The sequence below is a fragment of the Chimaeribacter sp. YP20170169 genome, from assembly GCF_056739715.1.
Genome location: NZ_CP176824.1, coordinates 1,939,549 through 1,965,099, shown reverse-complemented (window position 1 = coordinate 1,965,099; position 25,551 = coordinate 1,939,549). Strand labels below are relative to the sequence as shown.

Annotated in this window: 25 protein-coding genes; 18 read left to right on the top strand and 7 right to left on the bottom strand. The window is 60.4% G+C overall.

The window, feature by feature from the left end:
• The first annotated feature begins 96 nt into the window (after positions 1-96).
• On the top strand, positions 97-774 hold the full coding sequence (locus ACK3SD_RS08745; RefSeq protein ID WP_481125202.1) for an ATP-binding cassette domain-containing protein: 678 nt from the start codon (positions 97-99) through the stop codon (positions 772-774).
• Positions 771-1,547 carry an iron efflux ABC transporter permease subunit FetB gene (gene fetB, locus ACK3SD_RS08740; protein ID WP_481125201.1) on the top strand — a complete coding sequence of 259 codons (777 nt, stop codon included), beginning with the start codon at positions 771-773 and terminating at the stop codon, positions 1,545-1,547. The genes ACK3SD_RS08745 and fetB overlap by 4 nt, the downstream gene beginning before the upstream one ends.
• On the opposite strand, the gene ACK3SD_RS08735 is transcribed toward fetB, so the two are convergent.
• Positions 1,539-2,066 (bottom strand): GyrI-like domain-containing protein, encoded by a 528-nt coding sequence (locus tag ACK3SD_RS08735; protein ID WP_481125200.1) that lies wholly within the window; start codon positions 2,064-2,066, stop codon positions 1,539-1,541. The genes fetB and ACK3SD_RS08735 overlap by 9 nt on opposite strands.
• Positions 2,067-2,229: 163 nt before the next feature.
• On the opposite strand from ACK3SD_RS08735, the gene cho reads away from it, so the two are divergent.
• The 4 genes from cho to ACK3SD_RS08715 all read left to right on the top strand — a co-directional run bounded on the left by cho (position 2,230) and on the right by ACK3SD_RS08715 (position 6,471).
• A complete protein-coding gene (cho, locus tag ACK3SD_RS08730) occupies positions 2,230-3,090 on the top strand; it encodes an excinuclease Cho (RefSeq protein WP_481125199.1) in 861 nt (286 codons plus the stop codon).
• A gap of 404 nt (positions 3,091-3,494) precedes the next feature.
• Entirely contained in the window at positions 3,495-4,262 is a 768-nt protein-coding gene (locus ACK3SD_RS08725; RefSeq protein ID WP_481125198.1) for a FadR/GntR family transcriptional regulator, read from the top strand.
• Positions 4,263-4,403: 141 nt separating this feature from the next.
• Complete coding sequence (locus tag ACK3SD_RS08720) at positions 4,404-5,444, top strand: Gfo/Idh/MocA family protein (RefSeq protein ID WP_481125197.1); 1,041 nt, start codon at positions 4,404-4,406, stop codon at positions 5,442-5,444.
• Between the two features lie 187 nt (positions 5,445-5,631).
• Complete coding sequence (locus ACK3SD_RS08715) at positions 5,632-6,471, top strand: serine hydrolase (RefSeq protein WP_481125196.1); 840 nt, start codon at positions 5,632-5,634, stop codon at positions 6,469-6,471.
• A gap of 4 nt (positions 6,472-6,475) precedes the next feature.
• Here the strand turns inward: ACK3SD_RS08715 and apbE are convergent, their stop codons facing one another.
• Together apbE and smrA are read right to left on the bottom strand one after the other, a co-directional pair.
• Complete coding sequence (gene apbE / locus ACK3SD_RS08710; protein ID WP_481125195.1) at positions 6,476-7,531, bottom strand: FAD:protein FMN transferase ApbE; 1,056 nt, start codon at positions 7,529-7,531, stop codon at positions 6,476-6,478.
• A gap of 114 nt (positions 7,532-7,645) precedes the next feature.
• On the bottom strand, positions 7,646-8,215 hold the full coding sequence (gene smrA / locus ACK3SD_RS08705) for a DNA endonuclease SmrA (RefSeq protein ID WP_137763177.1): 570 nt from the start codon (positions 8,213-8,215) through the stop codon (positions 7,646-7,648).
• Positions 8,216-8,340: 125 nt separating this feature from the next.
• Between smrA and ACK3SD_RS08700 the strand changes: the two genes are divergently transcribed.
• The 3 genes from ACK3SD_RS08700 to ACK3SD_RS08690 all read left to right on the top strand — a co-directional run bounded on the left by ACK3SD_RS08700 (position 8,341) and on the right by ACK3SD_RS08690 (position 11,420).
• Positions 8,341-9,078, top strand: a complete 738-nt coding sequence (locus ACK3SD_RS08700) for an extensin-like domain-containing protein (RefSeq protein ID WP_481125194.1) — start codon at positions 8,341-8,343, stop codon at positions 9,076-9,078.
• Between the two features lie 208 nt (positions 9,079-9,286).
• The gene (locus ACK3SD_RS08695) at positions 9,287-10,099 is read left to right on the top strand and encodes a mannosyl-3-phosphoglycerate phosphatase-related protein (RefSeq protein WP_481125193.1); all 813 of its coding nucleotides are present in this window, start codon (positions 9,287-9,289) and stop codon (positions 10,097-10,099) included.
• A gap of 100 nt (positions 10,100-10,199) precedes the next feature.
• Positions 10,200-11,420, top strand: a complete 1,221-nt coding sequence (locus tag ACK3SD_RS08690) for a glycosyltransferase family protein (RefSeq protein WP_481125192.1) — start codon at positions 10,200-10,202, stop codon at positions 11,418-11,420.
• Positions 11,421-11,466: 46 nt separating this feature from the next.
• On the opposite strand, the gene ACK3SD_RS08685 is transcribed toward ACK3SD_RS08690, so the two are convergent.
• Complete coding sequence (locus tag ACK3SD_RS08685; protein ID WP_481125191.1) at positions 11,467-11,889, bottom strand: peptidylprolyl isomerase; 423 nt, start codon at positions 11,887-11,889, stop codon at positions 11,467-11,469.
• A gap of 209 nt (positions 11,890-12,098) precedes the next feature.
• Here ACK3SD_RS08685 and ogt point away from each other — a divergent pair, with 209 nt between their 5' ends.
• From ogt to uspE, 3 genes are all read left to right on the top strand, one after another.
• Entirely contained in the window at positions 12,099-12,641 is a 543-nt protein-coding gene (gene ogt, locus ACK3SD_RS08680; RefSeq protein WP_481125190.1) for a methylated-DNA--[protein]-cysteine S-methyltransferase, read from the top strand.
• 286 nt (positions 12,642-12,927) lie between these two features.
• Positions 12,928-13,683 (top strand): FNR family transcription factor, encoded by a 756-nt coding sequence (locus ACK3SD_RS08675; RefSeq protein WP_481125189.1) that lies wholly within the window; start codon positions 12,928-12,930, stop codon positions 13,681-13,683.
• Positions 13,684-13,839: 156 nt separating this feature from the next.
• On the top strand, positions 13,840-14,838 hold the full coding sequence (gene uspE, locus ACK3SD_RS08670; RefSeq protein WP_481127473.1) for a universal stress protein UspE: 999 nt from the start codon (positions 13,840-13,842) through the stop codon (positions 14,836-14,838).
• A 65-nt stretch (positions 14,839-14,903) separates the two neighbouring features.
• On the opposite strand, the gene pntB is transcribed toward uspE, so the two are convergent.
• Positions 14,904-16,295 (bottom strand): Re/Si-specific NAD(P)(+) transhydrogenase subunit beta, encoded by a 1,392-nt coding sequence (gene pntB, locus ACK3SD_RS08665; protein ID WP_481127472.1) that lies wholly within the window; start codon positions 16,293-16,295, stop codon positions 14,904-14,906.
• A gap of 10 nt (positions 16,296-16,305) precedes the next feature.
• A complete protein-coding gene (gene pntA, locus ACK3SD_RS08660) occupies positions 16,306-17,835 on the bottom strand; it encodes a Re/Si-specific NAD(P)(+) transhydrogenase subunit alpha (RefSeq protein WP_481127471.1) in 1,530 nt (509 codons plus the stop codon).
• Between the two features lie 432 nt (positions 17,836-18,267).
• Here pntA and ydgH point away from each other — a divergent pair, with 432 nt between their 5' ends.
• On the top strand, positions 18,268-19,230 hold the full coding sequence (gene ydgH / locus ACK3SD_RS08655) for a DUF1471 family protein YdgH (protein WP_137763167.1): 963 nt from the start codon (positions 18,268-18,270) through the stop codon (positions 19,228-19,230).
• A gap of 251 nt (positions 19,231-19,481) precedes the next feature.
• A complete protein-coding gene (locus tag ACK3SD_RS08650) occupies positions 19,482-20,873 on the top strand; it encodes an amino acid permease (RefSeq protein ID WP_481127470.1) in 1,392 nt (463 codons plus the stop codon).
• Positions 20,874-20,937: 64 nt separating this feature from the next.
• On the opposite strand, the gene ACK3SD_RS08645 is transcribed toward ACK3SD_RS08650, so the two are convergent.
• Positions 20,938-21,351 (bottom strand): hypothetical protein, encoded by a 414-nt coding sequence (locus tag ACK3SD_RS08645; RefSeq protein WP_481127469.1) that lies wholly within the window; start codon positions 21,349-21,351, stop codon positions 20,938-20,940.
• A 280-nt stretch (positions 21,352-21,631) separates the two neighbouring features.
• Here ACK3SD_RS08645 and rstA point away from each other — a divergent pair, with 280 nt between their 5' ends.
• The 4 genes from rstA to ydgU all read left to right on the top strand — a co-directional run bounded on the left by rstA (position 21,632) and on the right by ydgU (position 25,478).
• On the top strand, positions 21,632-22,357 hold the full coding sequence (gene rstA, locus ACK3SD_RS08640) for a two-component system response regulator RstA (protein WP_481127468.1): 726 nt from the start codon (positions 21,632-21,634) through the stop codon (positions 22,355-22,357).
• Positions 22,354-23,661 (top strand): two-component system sensor histidine kinase RstB, encoded by a 1,308-nt coding sequence (gene rstB, locus ACK3SD_RS08635; RefSeq protein ID WP_481127467.1) that lies wholly within the window; start codon positions 22,354-22,356, stop codon positions 23,659-23,661. The genes rstA and rstB overlap by 4 nt, the downstream gene beginning before the upstream one ends.
• A 36-nt stretch (positions 23,662-23,697) precedes the next feature.
• The gene (locus tag ACK3SD_RS08630) at positions 23,698-25,179 is read left to right on the top strand and encodes a carboxypeptidase M32 (RefSeq protein WP_481127466.1); all 1,482 of its coding nucleotides are present in this window, start codon (positions 23,698-23,700) and stop codon (positions 25,177-25,179) included.
• Between the two features lie 218 nt (positions 25,180-25,397).
• On the top strand, positions 25,398-25,478 hold the full coding sequence (gene ydgU / locus ACK3SD_RS08625; protein ID WP_481127523.1) for a small membrane protein YdgU: 81 nt from the start codon (positions 25,398-25,400) through the stop codon (positions 25,476-25,478).
• The last annotated feature ends 73 nt before the right edge of the window (positions 25,479-25,551 follow it).

Sequence of the window (25,551 nt, the reverse complement as noted above, 5' to 3'; positions counted from 1 at the left end):
GCCACGGCCGATTGGCCTACGCGGGGAAAACGTCTATGCTGTCGGCCGCCCATATTTGGCCGCCCCACGGGGCGGCCTTGCCAGACAGGAGTTTTCATGGCCCTTCCCCCCGCGCTACTGCGGCTTAACGGCGTCAGTTATGCGCCCAACGGCGTGCCGCTGTTGCAGGATCTCTCGTTCACCCTCGCCGCTGGCGAGTTTGTCATGCTGCGTGGCCCCTCCGGCAGTGGTAAAAGCACGCTGCTGCAACTGATCGCCGCGATGCTCACCCCAGACGAGGGGCGCATTGTGTTTGAGGGTCAGGACATCGCCAGCCTTGACCCCACCGCCTACCGCCGCGCGGTCTCCTACGGTTTCCAGTCGCCGCAGCTGTTCGGCGAAAGCGTCTATGACAATCTGGCGTTCCCCTACCGCATCCGCCACCAGCCGGTGGATGAGGCGCGCATCCGCCACGGGCTGGCCGAGATGGCGTTGCCAGCGGGCGTGCTGGGGAAGGCGCCCACGGCGCTCTCTGGCGGGGAGCGGCAACGGGTGGCGCTGCTGCGCAATTTACAGGTGATGCCGCAACTGCTGCTGTTGGATGAGGTGACCAGCGCGCTGGATGAGGAGAACAAACGGCGGGTGGGCGACGTGATCCGCACCGAGACGGCCCGGCATGGCACGGCGGTGCTGTGGGTCAGCCATGATCCGCAGGAGGGGCACCACGCCAGCCGTGAACTATGGCTCGATCAGCAACGCCTCCGCCGCCGCCCGACGGCCGGGGGCGTGGCATGAACCAGCACACCATAACCAATGAGTCGCTGATGATGGCGCTTGGGCTGGTGCTCATCGCGCTGCTGATTAGCCGCCGCGAGCGGCTCGGGCTGGAGCGTGACATCCTCTGGAGCATTGGCCGCGCCATCGTGCAGCTGGCGATTGTCGGCTATGTGCTGAAATACCTCTTCGCGCTGGATAATCTGTGGCTGACGCTGCTGATGGTGCTGTTTATCTGCGTCAACGCCGCGCTGAACGCCCGCAAGCGCAGCCGCAACCTGCGCCACGGCTTTGCCGTCTCCTTCATTGCGATTGGGGTCGGCACCGGTCTGACGCTGGCGACGCTGATCGCCACTGGCTCAATTGCGTTCGTGCCGATGCAGGTGATCCCGATAACCGGCATGATTGCTGGCAACGCGATGGTGGCGGTCGGACTGTGCTACACCCAGCTCCACCAGCGGTTCCGCGACCAGCAACAGCAGGTGCTGGAGATGCTGAGCCTGGGGGCGACAGTGCGCCAGTCGGCGCGCACCATCCTGCGCGACAGTATCCGCGCGGCGCTGATCCCGACGGTGGACTCGGCCAAGACCGTCGGGCTGGTGAGCCTGCCGGGCATGATGTCTGGCCTGATCTTCGCTGGCGTCGATCCGGTCAAGGCGATCAAGTACCAGATCATGGTGACCTTCATGCTGCTCTCCACCGCCAGCCTCGCGGCCATCATCGCCTGCTACCTGGCCTACCGCACCTTCTATAACCGCCGCCAGCAGCTGGTGCTGTCGCCTTCGTCACACTGAAACAAAGGGCTGCACCGCGCCGGAGGCCAGCGACGCCCGCAGGCAGACCGACTGGTGGATCTCGATGTCGAAGTAGTCCGCCTCCGTCCCTTCGTTCAGGTAGCGTGCATAGCAGGCACCGACGCAGGGGCGGTACTCGCTCTCCTCCAGGTGGCGCTCATAGAATTCGCGCCACGCCTTCACAAAGTCGGTCTTGAAGACGCGGGTGCGCCACATGGCGTAGATGCCGCCTGGGATCACCTGCTCCTTGACCTGCACGTTGCCCCGGTTGAGTTTCTGTAGCGCCAGTGGCTCCGCGTCCTCCTCCAGCGTGAAGACCACGTCGGCGCGCAGTGACTCGTTGGCTACCGTCAGCGGGTTGTCCCAGTAGAGGGTAAGGATGTTGCCGCCGCTCAGGTTGCGCGCCTTGCGCCAGCGGGTGAGCTGGATGAAGCCCTGCATGATGCTGCGTTCATACGGCCCCACTACCCGCACGCCGTAGACCGTCTGGTCGGGTTGTTCCAAAATGATCAAAGCCATAGGTGGTTCTCCCTCGTGCGCAAATCGGTTGCTCCTGACAGGATAGACCATGCGCCGCCTGCCGGCAGTGCGCAGAAATTGTGCTGGACAAAAGTTATACACCCTTTCGCAAATGCATCGCTTCTGATAGGCTGGATATAATTACAGTGATGGAGTAAACGTTTTGGCCAGACGCGGTTCCGCGCACCGGCTTGAGTTCGAGCCGGCCGCAATCTACCAATATCCCGAGCACCTGCGGGATTCGCTGGATGCGCTGCCGAAGTGCCCCGGCGTCTATGTGTTCCACGGTGAGAGCGACGTGATGCCGCTCTATATCGGCAAGAGTGTCAATATCCGCAGCCGGGTGCTGTCGCACCTGCGCACCGTCGAGGAGGCGCGCATGTTGCGCCAGTCGCGGCATATTACCTTTATCCCGACCGCGGGCGAGGTGGGCGCGCTGCTGCTGGAGGCGCAAATGATCAAGGAGCAACAGCCGCTGCACAACAAACGGCTGCGCCACAACCGCCAACTCTGCTCGCTACAGATCCTCAATGGCAAGCCGGAGGTGGTCTACGCCAAGGAGATCGACTTCTCCCACGCGATGGGGCTGTATGGCCTCTACTCCAGCCGCCGCGCCGCCCAGCAGACTCTGCTGACGCTGGCGGATAAGTACCAGCTCTGCCACGGCCTGTTGGGGCTGGAGGCGACCCGCGCCGGGCGCGCCTGTTTCCGCGCCAGCCTTGGCCGCTGTGCCGGGGCCTGTTGCGGCAAGGAGACGCCAGAGGCGCATAACCAGCGCCTGCTAGACGCGCTGGCCTCGGTGCAGGTGGTGTGCTGGCCCTACCCCGGTGCCATCGCGCTGGTGGAGGAGCGGCCCAGTATGAAGCAGTACCACATCATCCATAACTGGTTCTATCTCGGATCGGTGGAGGATTTGGCTCAGGCGGCGTTACTAAAACGCACCGCCAAAAGCTTCGACAGCGATGGCTATAAAATCCTGTGCGGGCCAATTGTTCAACAGCGCTTGCCCATCATTCCCCTCTAATAATTAGCGCCGGTTAACCTATCCGGCGCTGATACCCCACCTTTTTCTATTCCGCTCCCTCACCCTTTTGTGATATATCCTTCGCCAATCTTATCTTTCTAACTGCCAGATTTATATGAATAAATAACTGTACAACGAGGAGTTCATGTAGAATTTTTAGCTGAAAATGTGTCGCCTTTCACAATCTAGGAAGGCCATTTTTAAAATTGCTACAAAAATGCAACCTCATTCCGCATTATGGCCTCGCCCTCAAAAGTAGGGATGATTTTGCAGGCTTCGGCCAGACCATGGCCATCCAGGGCAAAAAACCAGCGGTCCCTTGTTTTGCGTTGTGTTACTGAAAGATTTGTAGCCATTACAACCTGAAATGTGTTTCTTAACGTTGGCTTCTGGGGGATAACATAATGTGTGCTCAAGATGAAAAACCTGAGGTTCGTCGTAAACGTACTGATGAAATTGCTGATGCGATCAAAGAGAGCATCATTGTACAAAAGTTGCAGCCGGGCGATCGGTTGCCGCAAGAGAAGGACCTGATCATCCAGTACTCTGCTGGCAAAAGTACCGTACGGGAGGCGCTGAAGGCGCTGGAAGTACAGGGGCTGATCCGCACCCGTACCGGGCCGGGCGAGGGTGCCTTTATTGAGAGTATGCCCGAGGCTCGCGCCATGACGCTGCTCTCCAACTACCTGTTCGCCAAAAACATCGGCATCCGCGATATCTATGCCCTGCGCCGGACGCTGGAGCCACAGGCGGCGGTCAGCGCCATTGGCCGCATCGATGAGGCCGGGTTTCGGCGGCTGCATGAGCTGCTGGCGATCTACGATCCCTCATCGGGGGATGAGAGTGAGGGCGCGCGCTGGACACAGCGCATGGCAGAGCTGGATTTCCACGGCGTGGTGGCCAGCTATGCCGAGAATGCATTGCTGGCGTTTTACTGCCGTTTTCTGCAACGGTTGCTGAAGGAGTTGGCCGTCTGTAAAGATATCTACCTGTTGCCGCACTCGGAGGCCCGCGCTCAGGGTATCCAGTGGCAACGCCAGGCTATCGAGGCACTACGGGAAAAAAATGCCGACGAGGTATACCGAATTACTAGCGAGCATATGCACCATGCCGAAGAGGAGATGCTGAGTTTGCAAGCCACACTTAACCAGCACTTCCTGCACGATCAGTAGCACCCGTTGCAGGAGAGTGTGATCACATTCTAAATTTTTATTTCATTTCATCAATTTTTGGATTTTAAATTTCAAAAGTGCCGTGCTTCTGGATTAGGTTAAGAGTTCTTACCCCACCTTTTTATGGACAGAACAGAACCTATGGCACTTCCAACACGACTCCCTTCCCCGCGGGCGCTGCCCGCCAACCGTATCCCGGCATTGCGATGGGGCATCTTTGGGCCAGGCTGGATCGCGGAACGTTTCACCCAATCCCTGTTGCAACACACCCACCAGAAGATCGTGGCGGTCGGTTCACGCACGCGCCACCATGCTCAGGCTTTCGCTGACAACTTTGGCATCCCGCGCGCCCACGGCGGCGGCATCGGCGCACTGGTGAACGATCCCAATATTGATGCGGTGTATATCGCCACGCCGCACAACCACCACTTCCCGGCAGCGCTTGCCGCCATCAATGCCGGCAAGCATGTGCTGGTCGAGAAGCCGCTGGCGCTGAATGCGCAGGAGGTGCAGGCGCTGACCGAGGCGGCATTTGCCAGGGGGGTGCTCTGCATGGAGGCGTTCTGGAGTGACTTCCTGCCGAAATTTGACGTGCTGCGCCAGGTGCTGGCCGATGGCCTGCTGGGCGAGGTGCACACCATTCTGGCAGACAACGGCGAATCCTTTACGCCTGACCACCGCATCATGAACCCGGCGCTGGCCGGCGGGCCGTTGCTGGATCTCGGCACCTACCCGGTCGCCTTCGCCACCAAAATCCTCGGCGCGCCGACGCAGGTGTTGGCGATGGGCGAGCCAGCGCCGGGTGGCGTCAATGGGCAGGCATCGATTCTGCTGCGCCATGCTGGTCATGCGCAGTCGGTTATCCATACCACGCTGTTCAGCCAGACCACCAACAGCGCGCTGATCGCTGGCAGTGAGGCGACGCTGACGCTGCCGGACTGCTTCTACGCCCCCGGCCCCTTCACTCTGATCCACCGCGACCGCCAACAGCGATTGGTGTGGGAAGAGGAGAGCAACCGCTACCAGCAGCTCTACCATGAGGCGGAGCACTTTGCCTGGTGCATCGGCGAGGGGCTGAGGGAGTCGCCGGTGCGCCCACTCTCTGACAGCCTGCTGACCATGCAGACCATCGATGAGGTGCGCCGCCAGCTCGGCATTGTGTTTGAGGAGGAGAAGGCGTAACCCTGAGCCGCTTTTGCCACGGCTGAAAAATTTCCATACACCCTGTGCCGGTTGCACACACTTTGCCGCGCCCCCCGGGGCGTGGCTTCACTTTTCCTCCATCATTGATCGGCAGACTGGCGTCACCCTTAACTGTATTAATTAACTTATTAATTAATCCCTTATGATTGAGTGAACCGCCTTTCCCATGTCTTGCTCCCTGTTGCCCCGCCGCCTGTTTGCCCGTGCTCTCCTGCTATTGCCGCTCCTGACCCTGCTTCTACCACTCATGCTGGCGCACGCCGCCGCCCACTCGCCGCGGCTCCAGTCGCGCTCCATCTATGTGATCAATGCCGTCAGCGGTCGCACGCTGTATAGCAAAAACAGCGCGCACGCCTATCCACTGGCGTCATTGACCAAATTGATGACCGCCATGGTGGTGCTGGACAGCCACCGGCCGCTGGGCAACCGCATCCAGGTGAAACCGGCCGACCGTGATTTGCTGAAGAAGACCGGCTCGCGCCTGACCGTCAGTTCGGTGCTGTCGCGCCGCGATATGTTGCACATCGCGCTGATGTCGTCGGAGAACCGGGCGGCAGCGGCGCTCAGCCGCTACTATCCCGGCGGCCGCCCCGGCTTCCTGCGCCAGATGAACCGCAAGGCGCGGGCGCTGGGGATGCGCCACAGTCACTTCTTCGACCCGACCGGCCTCTCGCCGCGCAATGTCGCCTCGGCGCGGGATGTGGCGCGCATGGCGCGCGCCGCCTGGCACTACCCGCTGATCCGCCGCTTCTCCACCGACAAGGGCGAGGTGGTCTACCCCGGCCACGGCCGGCTGGTCTACCACAGCTCCAATGGGCTGATCCACAACCACCACTGGCGCATTCAGTTGCAGAAGACCGGCTTCACCGATGAGGCCGGCCACTGCATGGTGGTGCGCACGCTGATCCATGGCAAGCCGGTGCTGATGGTGATCATGGGCGGCAAGAACCGCTATGCGCACTATGCCGACGCGCTGCGGCTGAAGAACTGGCTGGAGCGGCGCTGAGGCGCTACTTCTCCTCGTCAAGCAGGAACGCCTTAAACTGCGGTGACATGTAGCTGGTGAAGCGGTCACCCTCGCGGGTCACCAGATAGACCGCCAACCCTTGCTGTTTCGCCACCGCCAGCGCCTGCTCGGTGCCGAGCAGCATCAGGCCGGTGTCCCAGGTGTCCGCCAGCGTTGCGGTCGGGGCGATCACCGTGGCCGAGACCAGCTTATGGGTAATCGGCCGGCCGGTGTCGGGGTCAATGATGTGGGAGATGCGCTTGCCGTCCAGCTCATAGTAGTTGCGGTAGCTGCCGGAGGTGCTGATGCCGTGGCCCTGCAAGTTCACAATCGCCTGCACCGCGTTCTCACGGTCGGTGGGTTTTTGGATCGCCACCCGCCACGGCTGGCCGTTGGCGTTCACACCGCGCGCCAGCACCGCGCCGCCCACCGACACCAGATAGTTGCGGATGCCGCGCTGCTCCATCAGCCGCGCCAGATGGTCAGTGGCGTAGCCTTCCCCCACCGTGGAGAGATCCACATACAGCCCCGGCAGATCCTTTTGCAGCCACTGGCCGTCGGCGCGCGCGCTGACCGTCAGGTGGCGCAGCCCCACCCGCTGGCGTGCCTGTGCAATCTGCTGGTCAGTCGGCGTCTTCACCGGCTGCTTGTCCGGCCCGAAGCCCCACAGGTTCACCAGCGGCCCGACGGTGATGTCCATCTTGCCGCGGGTCAGGGTGCCAATGCGCAGCGCCGTGGTGATGACATCCGCCATGTCGGCGCTGATCGGTTGCGGATCGGTGCCGGGGTAGCGGTTGAAGCGCGAGATGAGGGAGTCTGGCTTGTAGGTGGAGATCTCCCGATCGTCACGCTCCAGCACCTGCCGTACCGCCTGCTCCAGCGCCGGGCGTTGCGCCGCCGCCACCCCTGCGACGTTGACGCGGTAAGTGGTGCCGAAGATGTGGCCCTCAATCACCATCGCCTCGGCAGGCGGATCGTCGCGCTGGCAGCCGGCCAGCAACAGGGCCGCCAGCAGCGGCAGGGTCAGGCGCGGGGCGCGAATTAGGAAGGCGTGTGGCATAGGTGGTTGTCCAGCAAAAAAAGGAGGCGCTGATTTCAACAAATCACGCGGCAGATTGCAGCAACCCCGCGTCAACAAAAGGGAAAAAACCGGCGCGATGGCCGGTTTTTTGTCTCAGCGGCTGTGCTTGGCGTGCATCTCCCAGTTGTGCTGCTTGGCCTGCGCCGATTTTTTCAGCACCACATAGCAGGCACCCGCCCCGCCATCCTGTTTCAGCGCCTCGCAGTAGGCCTGCACCTCCTCCAGCTGTTTCAGCCAGCGGGCGACGTAACTGCGTACAATGTTGGCGTGGCTGCCCGCCTCACGCCCGCGGCCATGCACAATCAGCAGCGTACGCCACTGGTTCTCCTGCGCGCTGAGGTAGAAGGCAAACAGCTCCTCGCGGCAGGTGGCGACCGGCTTGCGGGTCAGGTTGAGGGTGGCCTGGGGGGGATATTTGCCCTTGCGCAGCTTGTCCAGCACCCCCTGTTGCACGCCGGGATCTTTGTAGTCCAGCGCCTCATCGAGGGGAATGATGTCCAGCATCCCTTGGGTCAGCGGGTTCTCCAGCGCCTCGAGCTGCGCCTGTACCGCCTCCCGGCGGGCCGCGTTGCTGCTGGTTTTGAGGTAAACCACACTGCGTTTTCCTGACAGCGGGGTCACATCCGCCATCTCCTGACTGAACAGGTCTTCTTCATCACTCATAATGGTTTCCTCCTGCGGCTATTGTAGCCATGATGTTGCATACGGCAAATACCCCGCGCCGGGCAGTCTATACTCAAGCGACAACCGTCTGGCAACGCCGGCGGACACAACCGGACGGGGAGCGCATGGCATACGGAGCGGGACAGGCAATAAAGGGACTGGTGCTGTTGGCGGCGGCGGGCACGGCCGCCTCACCGTGGGTCTTCCCCACCTGGCGCGCCCAGCTTGAGCGTTATATCCCCCCCGGCTACAACCCCTTCAGCCCGCTGACGGTGGATGACCCGCCTACCTTCATCACCCGTTATAAGCTTAAGCAGTTGCAGCAAGATCCCGCCGCCTGTTTGCAGGTGCTGGAGCAGGCACAAGCGCGCGGCCGCATCAGCTATGCTCTGCCCGGCGCGATGGACGGCAAGTGCCCGTTGCCCCATCCGGTGCGTGTCACGCGCTTTGGCAAGGTGGCGCTCAGCAGCAGTTTCCTTGCCAGCTGCCCGATGGCGCTCAGCAGCGCGATGTTTGTCAGCCAGACAGCGGCCCCGCAGGCCGAGGTGCTGCTTGGCAGCCGCCTGACGCGCATTGATCACCTCGGCAGCTACGCCTGCCGCAACATCTACCACCGCGAAAACGCCCGGCTCAGCGAGCACGCCACGGCGGAGGCGCTGGACATCTCCGCCCTCCGGCTGGCCGACGGGCGCACCCTCAGTGTGCTGAAGCAGTGGCCGCAGGAGGGGCCGGCCGCCGGCTACCTCCATCAGGTCTTCAGCGAGAGCTGTGGCTTCTTCGGCAACGCCCTTGGCCCGGAGTACAACGCCGCCCACGCCAACCACTTCCACCTCGGGATGCGCGGCTATGGCATCTGCCGCTAAACCATAAGCCACGCTGTAGAATTGGTGGGAAGTTTGCCTTTGCGCAACAGCATCCACTGCCAAGTTCAGGGAATGGCTCTGATAATATTCAGAATTTGACTGTTTACAGCTTAACCATTGCCTGTCTGAATAGCGTATATACTTTTATAGGATATGCAGAGATCGCAGGAGAGCCTTATTGGCGCTGCGGATGATTTGGGGAGAGATAATGCCGTATCTGGATAATTCACTGCTGATCTTTACTGACCTGGACGGAACACTGCTGGATCACCACGACTATAGCTGGCAACCGGCGCAAGGCTGGCTGGAGCGGCTGGCCGCGCATCAGGTGCCGGTGGTGATCACCACCAGCAAGACCGCCGCCGAGGTGGCGGCGCTGCAAAAGGCGCTGAAATTGGAGGATGCGCCGTTTATCGCCGAGAACGGTTCGGTGATCGCCCTACCGGAGAGCTGGCGCGACCACATCGCCTACCCGCGCAAGGTGTTTGGCGCCGAGTATGGCGAAATCCGAAAAATCATTGAGGATCTGCGGCTGCGCTATGATTTTGAGTGCCGTGGATTTGGCGATGTCTCGCCGGCGCAGGTGGCCGACTGGACGGGCCTGCCAGAGGAGGAGGCGCGGCAGGCGATGATGCGGGAAGGCTCGGAGCCGCTGGTGTGGTTCGGCAGCGACAGCGACCTGAAGCGGTTTGAGGAGTACCTGCACCACGAGGGGCTGATGCTGACCCGTGGCGGGCGCTTCTGGCATGTGATGGCCGCTGGCGTCAGCAAGGGCCAGGCCGTGAACTGGCTGACCGGTGAGTACCGCCGCCTGCGTGGCCACCCAATGGTCACCATCGGGCTGGGCGATGGCCCGAATGATATCTCCATGCTCAACGCCGTTGACCGGGCGGTGGTGATCCTTGGTCACCACAACCAGCCAATGCCGCTGGAGCATGATGACAAAGAGCGGGTGTTCCACACCACGCTGCATGGCCCGCAAGGCTGGAAGCAGGGCCTGTCCCACTTTATCAAAGGCTGAGAAGCGGCAAGGGAGCCGCAGCCTCTGGGAAAGCCGCGCGTTGGCATTCGCGTACTGCTTCAGACCCAATACTTTTATCTATTCTAAAATTGGAGAGTGTATGAGCGATTTTTATCAGGACGGTGTGATCACCAACTTCCATAACTTTTCCCGCCGCAAGCTGGAGGAGCTGGAGTATGACCTCCAGGTCTTCTCTGGCCGCCGCGCCATGGGGCTGATCCTGCCCTCGCTCTTCTCTGAACTGGAAGGCCCGGCGCTGACCCACATTGTTGATGAGCTGTGCAAGGTCAGCTATCTGGAAGAGATTGTCATCGGCCTGGATCGCGCCGACCGCGACCAGTTCCTGTTCGCCCGTGAGTTCTTCAGCCGCCTGCCGCAGCGTCACCGTATCCTGTGGAATGATGGCCCGCGCCTGAAGGCACTGGATGAGGAGCTGGCCAAAGAGGGGCTGTCACCGCAGGAGCCGGGCAAGGGGCGCAACGTCTGGTTCTGCGCAGGTTATACCCTCGCCTCGCGCCGCACCACCGCCGTCGGCCTGCACGATTGTGACATTGTCACTTATAACCGTGAGATGCTGGCGCGCATGATGTACCCGATCGCCAACCCGAACTTCCACTACGACTTCTGTAAGGGCTATTACGCACGCGTCGCCAACGGCAAACTGAATGGCCGCGTCGGCCGCCTGCTGGTCTACCCACTGCTGAAGTCGCTGGAGCGCGTCTATGGCCGCTCTGACTTCCTCGAGTATCTGCGTAGCTACCGCTACCCGCTCTCCGGTGAATTCGCAATGCGCACCCACGTGCTCAACGACCTGCGTATCCCGAGCGACTGGGGCCTGGAGATTGGCGTGCTGTCGGAGCTGCACCGCACCACCTCCACCAAGCGCATCTGCCAGGTGGACATTGCCGACAACTACGACCACAAGCACCAGCCGATGTCCGAGGATGACGCCACCGCTGGCCTGCAACGCATGAGTATCGACATCACCAAGGCGCTCTACCGCAAAATGGCGATTCTGGGTGTGCCGATCACCAGCGAATCCTTCCGCGTGCTGCGCGCCACCTATTACCGCACCGCGCTGGACATGATTGATGACTTCGACCATGACGCACGGATGAACGGCCTGACCTTCGACCGCCATAGTGAGGAGTCAGCGGTGGAGATGTTCTCCAACGCCATCATGGAAGCGGGCGCGGCCTTCACTGACACGCCGAGCGAAAAACCCTTCATCCCGAGCTGGAGCCGTATCCAGTCCGCCTTCCCGGACATGCTGGAGCGCATTTACGACGCGGTAGAGAAGGACAACGCTGGCGACGTCTAGTCGCTCCGCCAACAATCAGGGCGCCCTACGGCGCCCTTTTTTATGGTCACGCCTCGCTGGCGGGCGGTAGCCAGACCCCGTGCGGACGGATGCCGCTACAGTAGAGGACGTGGAACCCCTCCGGCGTGCGGAAGATTGGGCTGAGGGTCTCTGATTCCATCGCAAACAGCACCCGCTCCAGCGCCACGGGCAACATGCCGCGCGTGACCCAGCCGAGCGCGCCGCCGTTGTCGGCATCTGAGTAGCGGGCCGCCAGCCGGTGGAAGCGGCGGATGTCAATCAACAGGCGTTGGTAAAGGCTGCGCATACGTTGCTCCGTTTCAGTGGCCTGCTCCGGGGTGCAGGCCAGGAAAAGGTGTCCCGCCAGTCGGCGCTCCGGCAGATGCACCTGCCGGGCTGGTGGCGCTGACGTGGTAAGCGGCTTGGCGGCAAGGTGCGAGGCCGCCCGCTGCTGTGGATGTGTAAACATGCCCTGCTCTGCCATAATCCCCTCCCATGCGCCGCAATGCGGCCTCTCATCTCTATTAAGCAAAGCTTATGCCAGCCAAATTGCCAGCAAAATGGCGGCCACGCGCTGGCTTATGGCGAAAAGTGGTGCAGCGCCTGCACTTTGGCGGTGAACCCTGCACCGCAAAGCACGTTGTGCTACGCTGAACCGACCTTTTCAGGAGAGCACACATGCTGACACTATTCATGGATAAGCTGGCGACCCCGCTGGGCGATCTGCTGCTGGTGGCGGACGAACAGGGCAATTTGCGTAGCGTTGAGTGGCTGGAGTTCAAGGAGCGGATGGATCGGCTGCTGGGCCTGCACTATGGCCGACAGGGAGTTGAGCTGCGCGAGGCGCGCGATCCGCATGGCCTTACCCGTGCGCTGGCCGATTACTTTGATGGCGATCTGGGCATCATTGATACCCTGCCCACTGCCACCGGCGGCACCGAATTCCAGCGCCAGGTATGGGCGGCGTTGCGCACCATTCCCTGCGGCGAGACCCTTAGCTATGGCGCGCTGGCGCAACGGCTTGGCCGACCGGGTGCCTCGCGGGCGGTGGGGGCGGCCAACGGCGCCAACCCAATCAGCATCGTGGTGCCCTGCCACCGGGTGATTGGCAGCGCAGGCGTGTTGACCGGCTATGCCGGTGGCGTGACGCGCAAGGCATGGCTATTGCGTCACGAGGGTGCCAGCCTGATGAAAAATCAGCAACAGTTAAATTTAATTTAAATAAATTTAAAGACTTAATGGCGGCCTTAATAAGCAATAATTTTGCTGAATAACGCCGCTTTTTTCTTTTTTTTGTGCAGGCTGTCACGAATTTTTTGCACAAAAAAACGCCAATTACAGCGCCGCGTAATCTCCCCAAGCAAAATAAGTCTTTATTTTCATGTGACTATAGCTAAACCACGGTTATGTATCGATATTTTGACATGACACAAAGTTGGTGTGGCTTATCAGTGTCCTTAAAAGCTGGTAAAATTGACCAATATCAAACCACGCCTGAGCCAATATTATGATCCCAGAAAAACAGCGCATCATTCGACGTATCCAGTCTGGCGGTTGTGCCATCCACTGCCAGGATTGTAGCATCAGCCAATTATGTATCCCCTTTACCCTGAATGAGCATGAGCTGGATCAGCTCGACAATATCATTGAGCGGAAAAAGCCGATCCAGAAAGGCCAGGCCCTGTTCAAGGCGGGCGATGAACTGAAGTCGCTGTATGCCATTCGCTCCGGGACCATCAAAAGTTACACCATCACCGAACAGGGCGATGAGCAGATCACCGGCTTCCACCTAGCGGGCGATCTGGTTGGCTTCGACGCTATCAGCACCCTGCAACACCCCAGCTTTGCGCAGGCGTTGGAGACCTCAATGGTGTGTGAAATCCCCTTCGATACCCTCGACGACCTCTCCGGCAAAATGCCCAACTTGCGCCAGCAGATGATGCGCCTGATGAGCGGCGAGATTAAGGGCGACCAGGATATGATCCTGTTACTGTCGAAGAAAAATGCCGAGGAGCGGCTGGCGGCCTTTATCAATAACCTCTCCCGCCGCTTTGCCCAACGCGGCTTCTCGCCACGCGAGTTCCGCCTCACCATGACCCGCGGCGACATCGGCAACTACCTTGGCCTGACGGTCGAAACCATCAGCCGCCTGCTTGGCCGTTTCCAGAAGAGCGGCATTCTGAGCGTCAAGGGCAAATACATCACCATTGAAAATGGCGAGACGCTGGCGCAGATGGCTGGTAACCCGCGCAAAATGGCATAATCGCCCTGCGTTTAATCCTGTAAGTCATGCATTTTGACGGATCGATAAATTCCAGCAATTTATTGATCCGTCACATTTCTCTGTCTGTCCTGTTCGCCAATGTTGAGTTACTCTTAATCTGACAGTCTGTGTTTTACAGCTCTGTGAGGAGGAGTTATGGCGAAGTATCAGAACCTGCTGGTGGCAATTGACCCCAACCAGGATGACCAGCCCGCCCTGCGGCGCGCGGTCTACCTGGTGCAGCGCAACGGCGGGAGGATCAAGGCCTTCCTGTCTATCTATGATTTCTCATATGAAATGACCACCTTGCTTTCGCCAGACGAACGGGCTGCCATGCGCCAGGACGTGATCGGCCAGCGCGCCGCCTGGATTAAGGAGCAGTGCCGCTACTACGTGGAGACCGGCATCCCGATTGAGATCAAAGTGGTCTGGCACAACCGCCCCTATGAGGCGATCATTCAGGAAGTGCTGACTGAGCACCATGATCTGGTGCTGAAGATGACCCATCAGCACGACCGGCTGGAGTCCGTGATCTTTACCCCTACCGACTGGAACCTGCTGCGCAAATGCCCTTGCGCCGTCTGGATGGTGAAAGACCAGCCGTGGCCGGAAAATGGCAAGGCGCTGGTGGCGGTCAACCTCTCCAGCGAGGAGCCGTACCACGATCCGCTCAATTTGAAACTGGTGCAGGAGACGCTGGAGCTGGCGCGCAACGTCAACCAGACCGAAGTGCATCTGGTGGGGGCGTACCCGGTCACGCCAATCAATATTGCCATTGAGCTGCCCGACTTTGACCCCAGCGTCTACAACGACGCCATTCGCGGCCAGCACCTGCTGGCGATGAAGAGCCTGCGGCAGAAGTTCATGATGGGTGAGGAGCTGACCCATGTGGAGAAGGGATTGCCGGAGGAGGTGATCCCGGATCTGGCCGAGCACTTGCAGGCTGGCGTGGTGGTGCTTGGCACCATTGGCCGCACCGGCATCTCCGCCGCCTTTATCGGCAACACCACGGAGCATGTGATTGATCACCTGAAGTGTGACTTGCTGGCGATCAAGCCCGATGATTTTGTCTGCCCGATGGTGCTGGAGTCGCAGGAGCCAGCGATGCCCACGGCGGAACCTACCCCGCCCAATGAGAATAACCCGGTGCGCTGACGCGCCGGGCCATAAAAAAAGGGTCGCCTCGGCGACCCTTTTGCTTTTCTGCGTTTGCCCTATCCTTACAGCGCGCGCAGGATGGCGTCCACGCTCTCTTTGGCGTCGCCAAACAGCATCTGGGTGTTCTCTTTGAAGAACAGTGGATTCTGTACACCCGCGTAGCCGGTGTTCATCGAGCGCTTGAAGACGATCACATTGCGCGCCTTCCACACCTCTAGCACTGGCATCCCGGCGATGGGGCTGCGCGGATCTTCCTGCGCGGCCGGGTTGACGGTGTCATTGGCGCCAATCACCAGCACCGTATCGGTGTCGCTGAAGTCGTCATTGATCTCATCCATCTCCAGTACGATGTCATACGGCACCTTGGCCTCCGCCAGCAGCACGTTCATGTGTCCCGGCAAACGGCCCGCCACCGGGTGGATGCCAAAGCGCACCTGGATGCCACGCGCACGCAGTTTGGCGGTGATGTCATGCACCGGGTACTGCGCCTGCGCCACCGCCATGCCGTAGCCGGGGGTGATGATCACCGAGGAGGAGCCTTTCAGCAGCTCTGCCACCTCCTCCGCCGTGGTTTCGCGGTACTCGCCCATCTCCTCGGCATCGCCGGTGGAGGCACCATCACTGCCAAAGTCGCCAGCGATCACGCTGATGAACGAGCGGTTCATCGCCTTGCACATGATGTAGGAGAGGATGGCACCCGATGACCCCACCAGCGCACCGGTGACGATCAGCAGGTCATTGCTGAGCATGAAGCCCGCCGCCGCCGCTGCCCAACCGGAGTAGGAGTTGAGCATCGAGACCACCACCGGCATGTCCGCGCCGCCAATCGAGGCCACCAGATGCCAGCCGAAGGCCAGCGCGATCAGGGTCATCACCAGCAGCGCGAATACCTGCCAGCCGACGCTGTCAGTGCGCACAAAGATAATCATCATCGCCAGCGACACCACCAGCGCCGCCAGATTGAGCTTGTGCCGGTTCGGCAGCATCAGCGGGCGCGACGAGATTTTGCCGCGCAATTTGCCAAACGCCACCAGCGAGCCAGTGAAGGTCACGGCCCCAATGAAGATCCCCAGGAACACCTCCGTCAGGTGGATGTTCTCCATCACCGGCATCATCGGCGCATCGCCGTGATCGAGGAAGCTGTTGAAGCCCACCAGCACCGCCGCCAGCCCGACAAAGCTGTGCAGGATGGCGACCAGCTCCGGCATCTCGGTCATTTCGACCTTGCGCGCCAGATGGACACCGATGGCACCGCCAATGATCATCGCCAGGATGATCCAACCGACGCTGCCGCTGTCCGGGCCAAGAATGGTGGCAATCAGCGCTATCGCCATCCCGGTCATGCCGAAAATATTGCCCTGGCGGGATGTCTCATGCTTCGACAAGCCGGCCAGGCTGAAAATAAATAAAATCGCCGCAACAATGTATGCTGCCGTAACCAATCCCTCAGACATCTGCGACCCCTTAGTGTTTGCGGAACATCTTCAACATGCGCTGCGTGACGGTAAACCCGCCAAAGATATTGATGCTGGCGATCAGCACCGCGATGAATGAGAAGAAGCTCACCCAGCCGCCGTGGTCAATCTGCAACAGCGCCCCCACCACGATGATCCCGGAGATGGCGTTGGTAACGGACATCAGCGGCGTATGCAGCGCGTGGCTCACGTTCCACACCACGTAGTACCCCACCACGCAGGCGAGTGCGAACACGGTGAAGTGCGAGAGGAAGTCACGCGGCGCGACATCTGCCAGCCAGCCGAACAGCACCAGCGCCACCCCCGGCAGCAGCAGCTTTTTCCAGAGCGGCAGGGGCGCTTTCTCCACCGGCGCGACCGGTGCCGGGTTGGCGGCTGGCTTGGGTTGGGCGGAGACCTGGATCGGCGGGGCCGGCCAGGTGAGTTCACCGCTGCGTACTACGGTTACGCCGCGCACCACGGTATCCTCAAAATCGATCTCAATGTTGCCATCTTTCTGTTTGCACAGCAGTTTCAGCAGGTTAACCAAGTTGGTGCCGTAGAGCTGGGAGGATTGGGTCGGCAGGCGGCTCGGTAGATCGGTATAGCCAATGATGCGCACACCGTTCTCGGTCACTACCACCTGATCCGCCACCGTCAGTTCACAGTTGCCGCCGGTCTGCGCCGCCAGATCAACAATCACGCTGCCGGGCTGCATCGCGGCCACCATCTCACGGGTGATCAGCTTGGGCGCCGGGCGGCCGGGGATCAATGCAGTGGTGACGATGATGTCCACCTCTTCCGCCTGCGCGGCAAACAGCGCCATCTCCGCCTTAATGAACGCCTCGGACATCACTTTGGCATAACCGTCGCCACTGCCCGCCTCTTCCTGCAGATCCAGCTCGAGGAACTGCGCGCCCATGCTCTGCACCTGCTCCTTCACCTCTGGGCGGGTGTCGAAGGCGCGCACAATCGCGCCCAGGCTTCCGGCGGCACCGATGGCGGCCAGCCCGGCTACGCCTGCGCCAATCACCAGTACCTTGGCAGGCGGCACCTTGCCGGCGGCGGTAATCTGCCCGGTAAAGAAGCGGCCAAACTCATGCGCCGCCTCCACAATCGCCCGGTAGCCCGCGATGTTGGCCATCGAGCTGAGGGCATCGAGGGATTGCGCACGCGAGATGCGCGGCACGGCGTCCATTGCCAGCACCGTCACCTGCCGCTCCGCCAGCCGTTGCAGCAGTTCCGGGTTCTGCGCCGGCCAGATAAAGCTGACCAGCGTGGTGCCCGGTTGCAGCAACGCCACCTCCTGCTCGTCCGGGGCGTTAACCTTCAGGATAATGTCCGACTGCCAGACATCCGGGCCTGCAACCGTCTGGGCGCCTGCCCGCTGGTAAGCGCTATCCTCAAAGCTGGCCGCCTGTCCGGCCCCCTGTTCAATGGCGACGCTGAACCCCAGTTTCAGCAGCTGCTCCACCGTTTTCGGCGTCGCAGCCACCCTGGCTTCGTTGGTCGTCCGCTCTTTAGGTACACCAATGCGCATAATGATCCTTTTACCTGTGAAAGGTGGTTATAGGGTGATGCCTCTGTGCAGCGCCCGGCGGAAAAGCCCGCGCCCGGTTATGAAATTCCCTGCGGCAGAGCCGGTTTAAGCTACTGAAGTTGTGACCGCTGATCTATAAATGCCCCCGCCACGCGGCAGGTATTTGTAAAAACTGGAAGGCAGCGCGCTTTTTTGCCTGGTGAATTACAAGAAAAAACAACAATTACTCAAAATCTTTGCAAACTTATTGCCAACCTGGCGCATGGCGTTTTTTAACCAATTTGCCCGGTGCACACTGGCCTGCAACATAAATAGCTGAGACACTTCTTGACTTACATGTAATAATTGACGCCGTTTTGTTATACATCACTGTTACATAACAAGAAGTCAGCACGTGACTTAAGTCAATGCGCGAGGCGAAAGGATTTATTTATGAAGCTGAAGAACACGATCATCGCATCAGCCCTGTTTTCAATGTCTGCGCTGTCCGCTGCCCATGCCGCGCAGGAGCTATCCCCTGAGAAAGCCGCGACCCTGCAAGCCAGCGATCGCATTGTCGTCTCTGGCCGTTTCAACGCCATCAATGAAGCGGCGGAAGCTGTCTCCAAGCGGGCGGACAAGGCGGGGATGGATGCCTTCTATATCCAGGACATCAGCAACAGCAACAACGGCGGCAACTGGCGGGTCACGGCCGATCTCTACAAAACCACCACTGCCCCGGAGCCGGCCAGCGACGGCCGCACCTACCGTGAATTCAATGGCGTGCGCGAACTGCCGAAAACTGAAGCGTACCGCCTGGAGCCGTACGATACCGTGACGGTCAGCGGTTTCTTCCGCAGCCAGCCGGACATCAGCGACGCCATCTCCAAGGCGGCCGTGAAGAAAGGTGCCTACGCCTTCTTTATCATTCGCCAGATTGACGCCAACCAAGGCGGCAACCAGTTCATCACCGCCTACGTCTATAAAAAAGATGCGCCAGAGCGCAAGGTGCAAAGCCCGAACGTGATCCCGGCTAACTCTGAGGCGGGCAAAGCGGCACTGGCCGCAGGCGGCGCAGCGGCGAAACAGGTTGAGATCCCGGGCGTAGCCTCCTCCGAGACCCCGAGCCGCAACGTTGGCCGTTTCTTCGAGACGCAAAGTTCCACCGGCGAGCGTTACACCGTGACCCTGCCGAACGGCACCAAAATTCAGGAGCTGAACAACGCCACTGCCGCGCAGATGGTGCCGTTTGACTCCGTGACCTTTACCGGCCACTTCGGCAGCATGACGGACATCTCCTCCGAGGTGGCCAAGCGCGCCGCCGACAAGGGCGCGAAGTTCTACCACATCACGCGCCAGTGGGAACAGAACCAGAGCGGCGGCAACCTGACCATCAGCGCCGACCTCTATAAATAACCCTGCCACACCGCGATCAGGCAGCCCACGGGCTGCCTTTTTTCTGTCCCCTTCGCCACGCACTGCATAAATTGTTTATTTATGCGCTTCTTATGCATAATTTTAGGTGGCAGTCATTGCATCACCCGCCGTCACTCCGTAGAATCGCCCCACTTTTTCAGGGCAATCCCCCGAGATAAGTCCGCAGGCATAAGTATTTATGCTGGCGATGATTAAACACTTGGTCATATATTCTGCATTGGAATAGGACATTGGAAAAAAAATTAGGGTTAACCGCACTGACCGCGCTGGTGCTCAGCTCCATGCTGGGCGCGGGTGTCTTCAGCCTGCCACAAAACATGGCCGCCGTGGCCAGCCCCGCCGCGCTGCTGGTGGGCTGGGGCATCACGGGCGTCGGCATTCTGTTTCTCGCATTCGCCATGCTGCTGATCTCAAGATTGAGGCCAGATCTGGATGGCGGCATCTTCACCTATGCCAAAGAGGGCTTCGGCGAGCTGGTCGGCTTCTGCTCCGCCTGGGGTTACTGGCTCTGCGCGGTGATCGCCAACGTCTCCTATCTGGTGATCGTGTTTGCGGCGATCAGCTTCTTCACTGACTCCCCGGGGCACGTCATCTTTGGCGATGGCAACACCTGGCAGGCGCTGATTGGCGAATCGCTGCTGCTGTGGGGCGTACATGCGCTGGTACTGCGCGGCGTCCAGACCGCGGCGGGCATCAATATGGCCGCCACGCTGGCGAAGCTACTGCCGCTCGGGCTGTTTGTGGTGCTGGCAGCCCTCGCCTTTAAGCTGGAGACCTTTAAGCTGGACTTCACAGGGCTGGCGCTGGGCAGGCCGGTGTGGGAGCAGGTGAAGGACACCATGCTGTTTACCCTGTGGGTGTTTATTGGCGTTGAGGGGGCGGTGGTGGTCTCCGCCCGCGCGAAGAACAAGCGTGATGTTGGCCGCGCCACCATGCTGGCGGTGCTGAGCGCGCTGGGCGTCTACCTGCTGATTACCCTGCTCTCCCTCGGCGTGCTGCCGCGCGCGGAGCTGGCGGAGATGCGCAACCCTTCGATGGCTGGCCTGATGGTGGATTTGATGGGACCGACGGGCCGCTGGATCATTGCGGCTGGGCTTATCATCTCCGTTTGCGGCGCCTACCTGAGCTGGACCATCATGGCCGCCGAAGTGCCGTTGCTAGCCGCGGCGCAAGGGGCATTCCCGCGCATCTTCCACGGCCAGAACCAGTATGACGCGCCCGCGCCCTCGCTCTGGATCACCAATGGCTCGGTGCAGCTGGCGCTGGTGCTGATCTGGCTGACCGGCAGCGACTATAACAACCTGCTGACCATCGCCTCCGAGATGATTCTGGTGCCCTACTTCCTGGTCGGTGCCTTCCTGTTCAAGCTGGCGCGCCAGCAACGCGCATGGGGCCTGACCCTGGCGGCCAGCGGTGCCTGCCTGTATGGGCTGTGGATGCTCTACGCCTCCGGGCTGGTGCACTTGCTGCTGTCGGTGCTGCTCTACGCGCCGGGCCTGCTGGTGTTCCTCTATGCCCGCCGCGAACAGCCGAACCGTACCGCACTGAACCGGCTGGAACTCTCCGCCGTCGCCCTGCTGCTGCTGGCAAGCGTGCCGGCTGGCTGGTTTATGGCGCACTGATCGCGTCATCGACGCCAACAAAAAAGGCCGTATCTCACGATACGGCCTTTTTTATCGGCTCTGGCTAGTGGGTGGCGGCGTTGAGGCTCACCGTCAGGCACTCGCCATGCTGCTCGAAGCCCACATCCTGCTCGCACTCCTCACGTACCACCGCCAGCTGTTCTGGCGTCAGCGCGTAAGGCAGGCAGATATCGATCAGCACCAGGCCCTGCTGTTTAGCCAGCAGGATCAGCCGCGCGATATTGACCTCGTCGCTCACCTGCGTGGAGACCACTTGCAGCGCCAGCTCCTTGAGTTGCTCCTGCCGCGACTGGGCATTGGGCGTTTTGGATTTCAGTACCAGACCGAAGATCGGCATCACGCCATAAATCGCATCCACGAAACGCCACTGTTTCTTGCATGACGCAGAGAGATACTCCATATAGTTGAAGCAGACTCTTTCACTGCGCGCATCGGGTGCAAGGCGATCGGTCGTCATCCCCTGTTCCTCTCCTGGCCCGTTTTGGCATTCTGAAATGGTTTATTGAAAAGACGTTTCATACGCTATGGCGCTTATAATGGCATAATTACGCGGTTTTTTGCCAGCAACAATCAGCGCAATAAATTGGATTAACTGTAATGATTCATTGGCACTATATGTTGGCACTGGAAATAGAACCTAAACCACTCATACCCTATTACCATTGACGCATGGCATACCCCGGTGGCTCGCGCTATGCTGGGGCCATGATTCCGGGCTTCCCCCTTTCCATGACACCATGAATAAAATTGTATACGTCGAAGATGACCAGGACGTCGGCAAACTGATCGCGGCCTACTTGAGTAAACATGACTTTGAGGTGGTAGTTGAGCCGCGCGGGGATACCGCCCAGGCGGTGATCGCACATGAAAAGCCCGATCTGGTGCTGCTGGACATCATGCTGCCCGGCAAGGATGGCATGACGCTGTGCCGTGACCTGCGCCCCACCTATCCCGGCCCGATTGTGCTGCTCACCTCGCTCGACAGCGACATGAACCATATCCTGTCGCTGGAGATGGGCGCCAATGACTATATCCTCAAGACCACGCCCCCGGCGGTGCTGCTGGCCCGCTTGCGGCTGCACCTGCGCCAGCACAGCCAGCAACCGGCACGCGAGGAGTCGCCCATGCTGCTGACCCGCAATGCGCTGCACTTCGGCCTGCTGTGCATTGACCCGGCCAACCGCCAGGTGACGCTCGGCGCGGAGGATATCCCGCTCTCCACCTCGGATTTTGACCTGCTGTGGGAACTGGCCACCCATGCCGGGCAGATTATGGATCGCGAGGCGCTATTGAAGACGCTGCGCGGCGTCAGCTATGACGGCATGGATCGCAGCATTGACGTGGCCATCTCGCGCCTGCGGCGCAAGCTGTATGACAATGCGCTCGACCCGTTCCGCATCAAGACCGTACGCAACAAGGGTTACCTGTTCGCCCCCAACGCCTGGGAGACGGCGCAGCAATGAGAAAGCTCTTTATCCAGTTTTTCTTGCTGCTGTTCGTCTGCTTCCTGGTGATGGCGATGCTGGTGGGGCTGGTCTACAAAGTCACGGCAGAGCGCGCTGGCCGCCAGTCGATGGATGACCTGATGAAAAGCTCGCTCTACCTGATGCGCAGCGAGCTACGCGAAATCCCGTTGCGCGACTGGAACAAAACCATCAATACCCTCGACCTGAACCTCTCCTTCAAGCTGCACATTGAGCCACTGGGTAAGCGCAAGCTAGGGGAAGATCTCGACCGCCGACTACGGCTGGGGGAGATTGTGGCGCTGGATGATGAGTACACCTTTATGCAGCGGGTGCCGCGCAGCCACTATGTGCTGGTCGTCGGGCCGATCCCCTATCTCTTCTACCTGCATGAGATGCGGCTGCTGGATCTGGCGCTGCTGCTGTTTATCGGTTTGTCGCTGGCGTTGCCGGTGTTTCTCTGGATGCGGCCGCACTGGCGCGACCTGATGCAGCTGGAGAAGGCGGCGCAGCGGCTCGGGGCCGGCCACCTGAGTGAGCGCACCCATTTTGACGCCACCTCCAGCCTGAACCGGCTGGGCGTCGCCTTTAACCAGATGGCCGATAACATCAGCACGCTGATCGCCAGCAAGAAACAGCTGATTGACGGCATCGCCCATGAACTGCGCACGCCGCTGGTGCGCTTGCGCTACCGGCTGGCGATGAGCGAGAACCTGGAGGAGAGCGAGCAGCTGGCGCTGAACCGCGACATCGGCCAGTTGGAGTCGCTGATTGATGAACTGCTGACCTATGCCCGCCTCGACCGGCCACAGGTGGCGCTGAAGCTCGACGCCGTCGACCTACCCGCCTGGCTGGCGGACAAGGTGGAGGATATCCAGTTGGTGAACCCCCTGCGGGAGGTGACGCTGGATATTCCCCATCAGGGCGACTATGGCGCGATTGACCAGCGGCTGATGGAGCGCGTGCTGGACAATCTGGTGAACAACGCGCTGCGTTATGCCAACCAGCGCCTGCGCATCGCGCTGTGGATGAACGGCGATGAGGCCTGTTTGCAGGTGGAGGATGACGGCCCCGGCATTCCGCTGGAGGAGCGTCAGCGCATTTTCGAGCCGTTCGTGCGCCTCGACCCCAGCCGCGATCGCGCCACCGGCGGCTGCGGCCTTGGGCTGGCGATTGTGTTTTCCATTGCGCAGGCCTTTCAGGGCCGGGTGCTGGTGGAAACCAGCCCGCTGGGCGGTGCCAGTTTCCGCTTCTGCTGGCCCATCAAGCCGGCCCTTCCCCTGATGACGGCTGGCGCGCAGTGAGCGCCCGGCCCTTTTTGACTAACTATGGAGAGTGACATGACCTCTGCTTACCAGCATTTGCACCGTACCTTTAGCCGGCTGTCGCGTTTCGGCCACCTGTCCGCCATCGCGGGCTGGGATATGCAGACCATGATGCCGCCGCAGGGCAACCAAGCCCGCTCCGAGGCGCTGGCTGAGATGAGCGTGCTGTGCCACGGTATCCTGACCGCACCGGAGGTGGGCCAGTGGCTGGCACAGGCGCAACAGGAGACGCTGAACGATGTGGAGCAGGCCAACCTGCGCGAAATGCAGGTCGCCTACCAGAATGCGGTGCTGCTGCCAGCCTCGCTGGTTGAGGCCAAATCGCTAGCGGGGGCGCGCTGCGAGCACGCCTGGCGCAGCCAACGCCCGGCCAATGACTGGCAGGGGTTTGCCGCCAACCTGAAAGAGGTGGTCAGGCTGACCCGCGAAGAAGCGGAGATTCGTGCGCAGGCGGGCGGCACCAGCCGTTACGACGCGCTGCTGGCGGTGTTCGAGCCGGGCATGACCAGCGTCCAGCTCGACGGCCTGTTTGGCGATCTGAAGCAGTGGCTGCCCGACCTGCTGCAAAAAGTGGTGGCGAAGCAGCAAGCGGAAACCTGCCTGACGCCGACCGGCCCGTTTGACCTCGAGAAGCAGCGCCAGCTTGGGTTGCAGGTGATGTCGTTGCTGGGCTTCAACTTTGACGGCGGCCGTTTGGATGTCAGCGCCCACCCGTTCTGCGGCGGCGTGCCGGAAGATGTGCGTATCACCACCCGCTACAATGAGCAGGAGTTCCTGAGCGCAATGATGGGTGTGATCCACGAGACTGGCCATGCGCGTTACGAGCAGAACCTGCCGCGCGAGTGGCTGGGCCAGCCGGTCGCCCTCGCCCGCTCAACGGCGGTGCATGAATCCCAGAGCCTGCTGTTCGAGATGCAGCTCTCCCGTAGCGAACCCTTCCTGAAGGTGTTGCAGCCGCTGGCGACCACCATGTTTGGCAACCAGCCGGCACTGGAAGTGGAGAACTTCGTGCGCCTTAACCAGCGCGTGCAGCCGGGGTTGATCCGGGTGGATGCCGATGAGGTGAGCTACCCGGCGCATGTCATCCTGCGCTATGAGATTGAGAAGGCGTTGGTCGAGGGCGAGATTGAGGTGGATGACATCCCTGCCCTGTGGGATGAGAAGATGCAGGCCTATCTGGGGCTGGATACCCGTGGCAACTACCGCAATGGTTGTATGCAGGACATCCACTGGACTGATGGTGCATTTGGCTACTTCCCGACCTATACCCTTGGGGCGATGTATGCCGCGCAACTGTTCCAGACGGCCAACCGTGCCATTCCAACCCTGCAACGTGACATTGCCGAGGGCGATCTGAGTGCGCTGTTTGAGTGGCTGCGTCAGAATATCTGGCAGCATGGCAGCCGTTTCCCGACGGCGGCACTGATTACCAATGCCACCGGTGAGCCGTTGAATCCGGCTTACTTCCGTCAACATCTGGAAAGCCGTTATTTGTAGTTGATGAGGGGTCAGCTTGCTGGCCCTTTTTATGTGGCTTATGTTGTCGATAATTAAACAATAAGTATGTTGTAACTATTAATGATAAGGAGATGATAACCTCGGTTTTTCCTGCCTGTACATTCAGTTACACGCCGACACCAATCACTCACGGACGCTGTTTTGCCCTGCCCTTACTATCTTCAGACCTGCCATAGGCGTGAAAAGGTTCGCGAGATATGCTGCGCCGTTACTTGTTCGAGATCATCCTGGCCGCCCTGATCCTCTGTGGCCTGATTGCCGCCTACTGTTATTTGTGAGCCAGCCGGTAAAATTTCCCGCAAAATCAACCGCCGCCAATTCATACTCAGGCTGAATGCCGCTATAGTTATT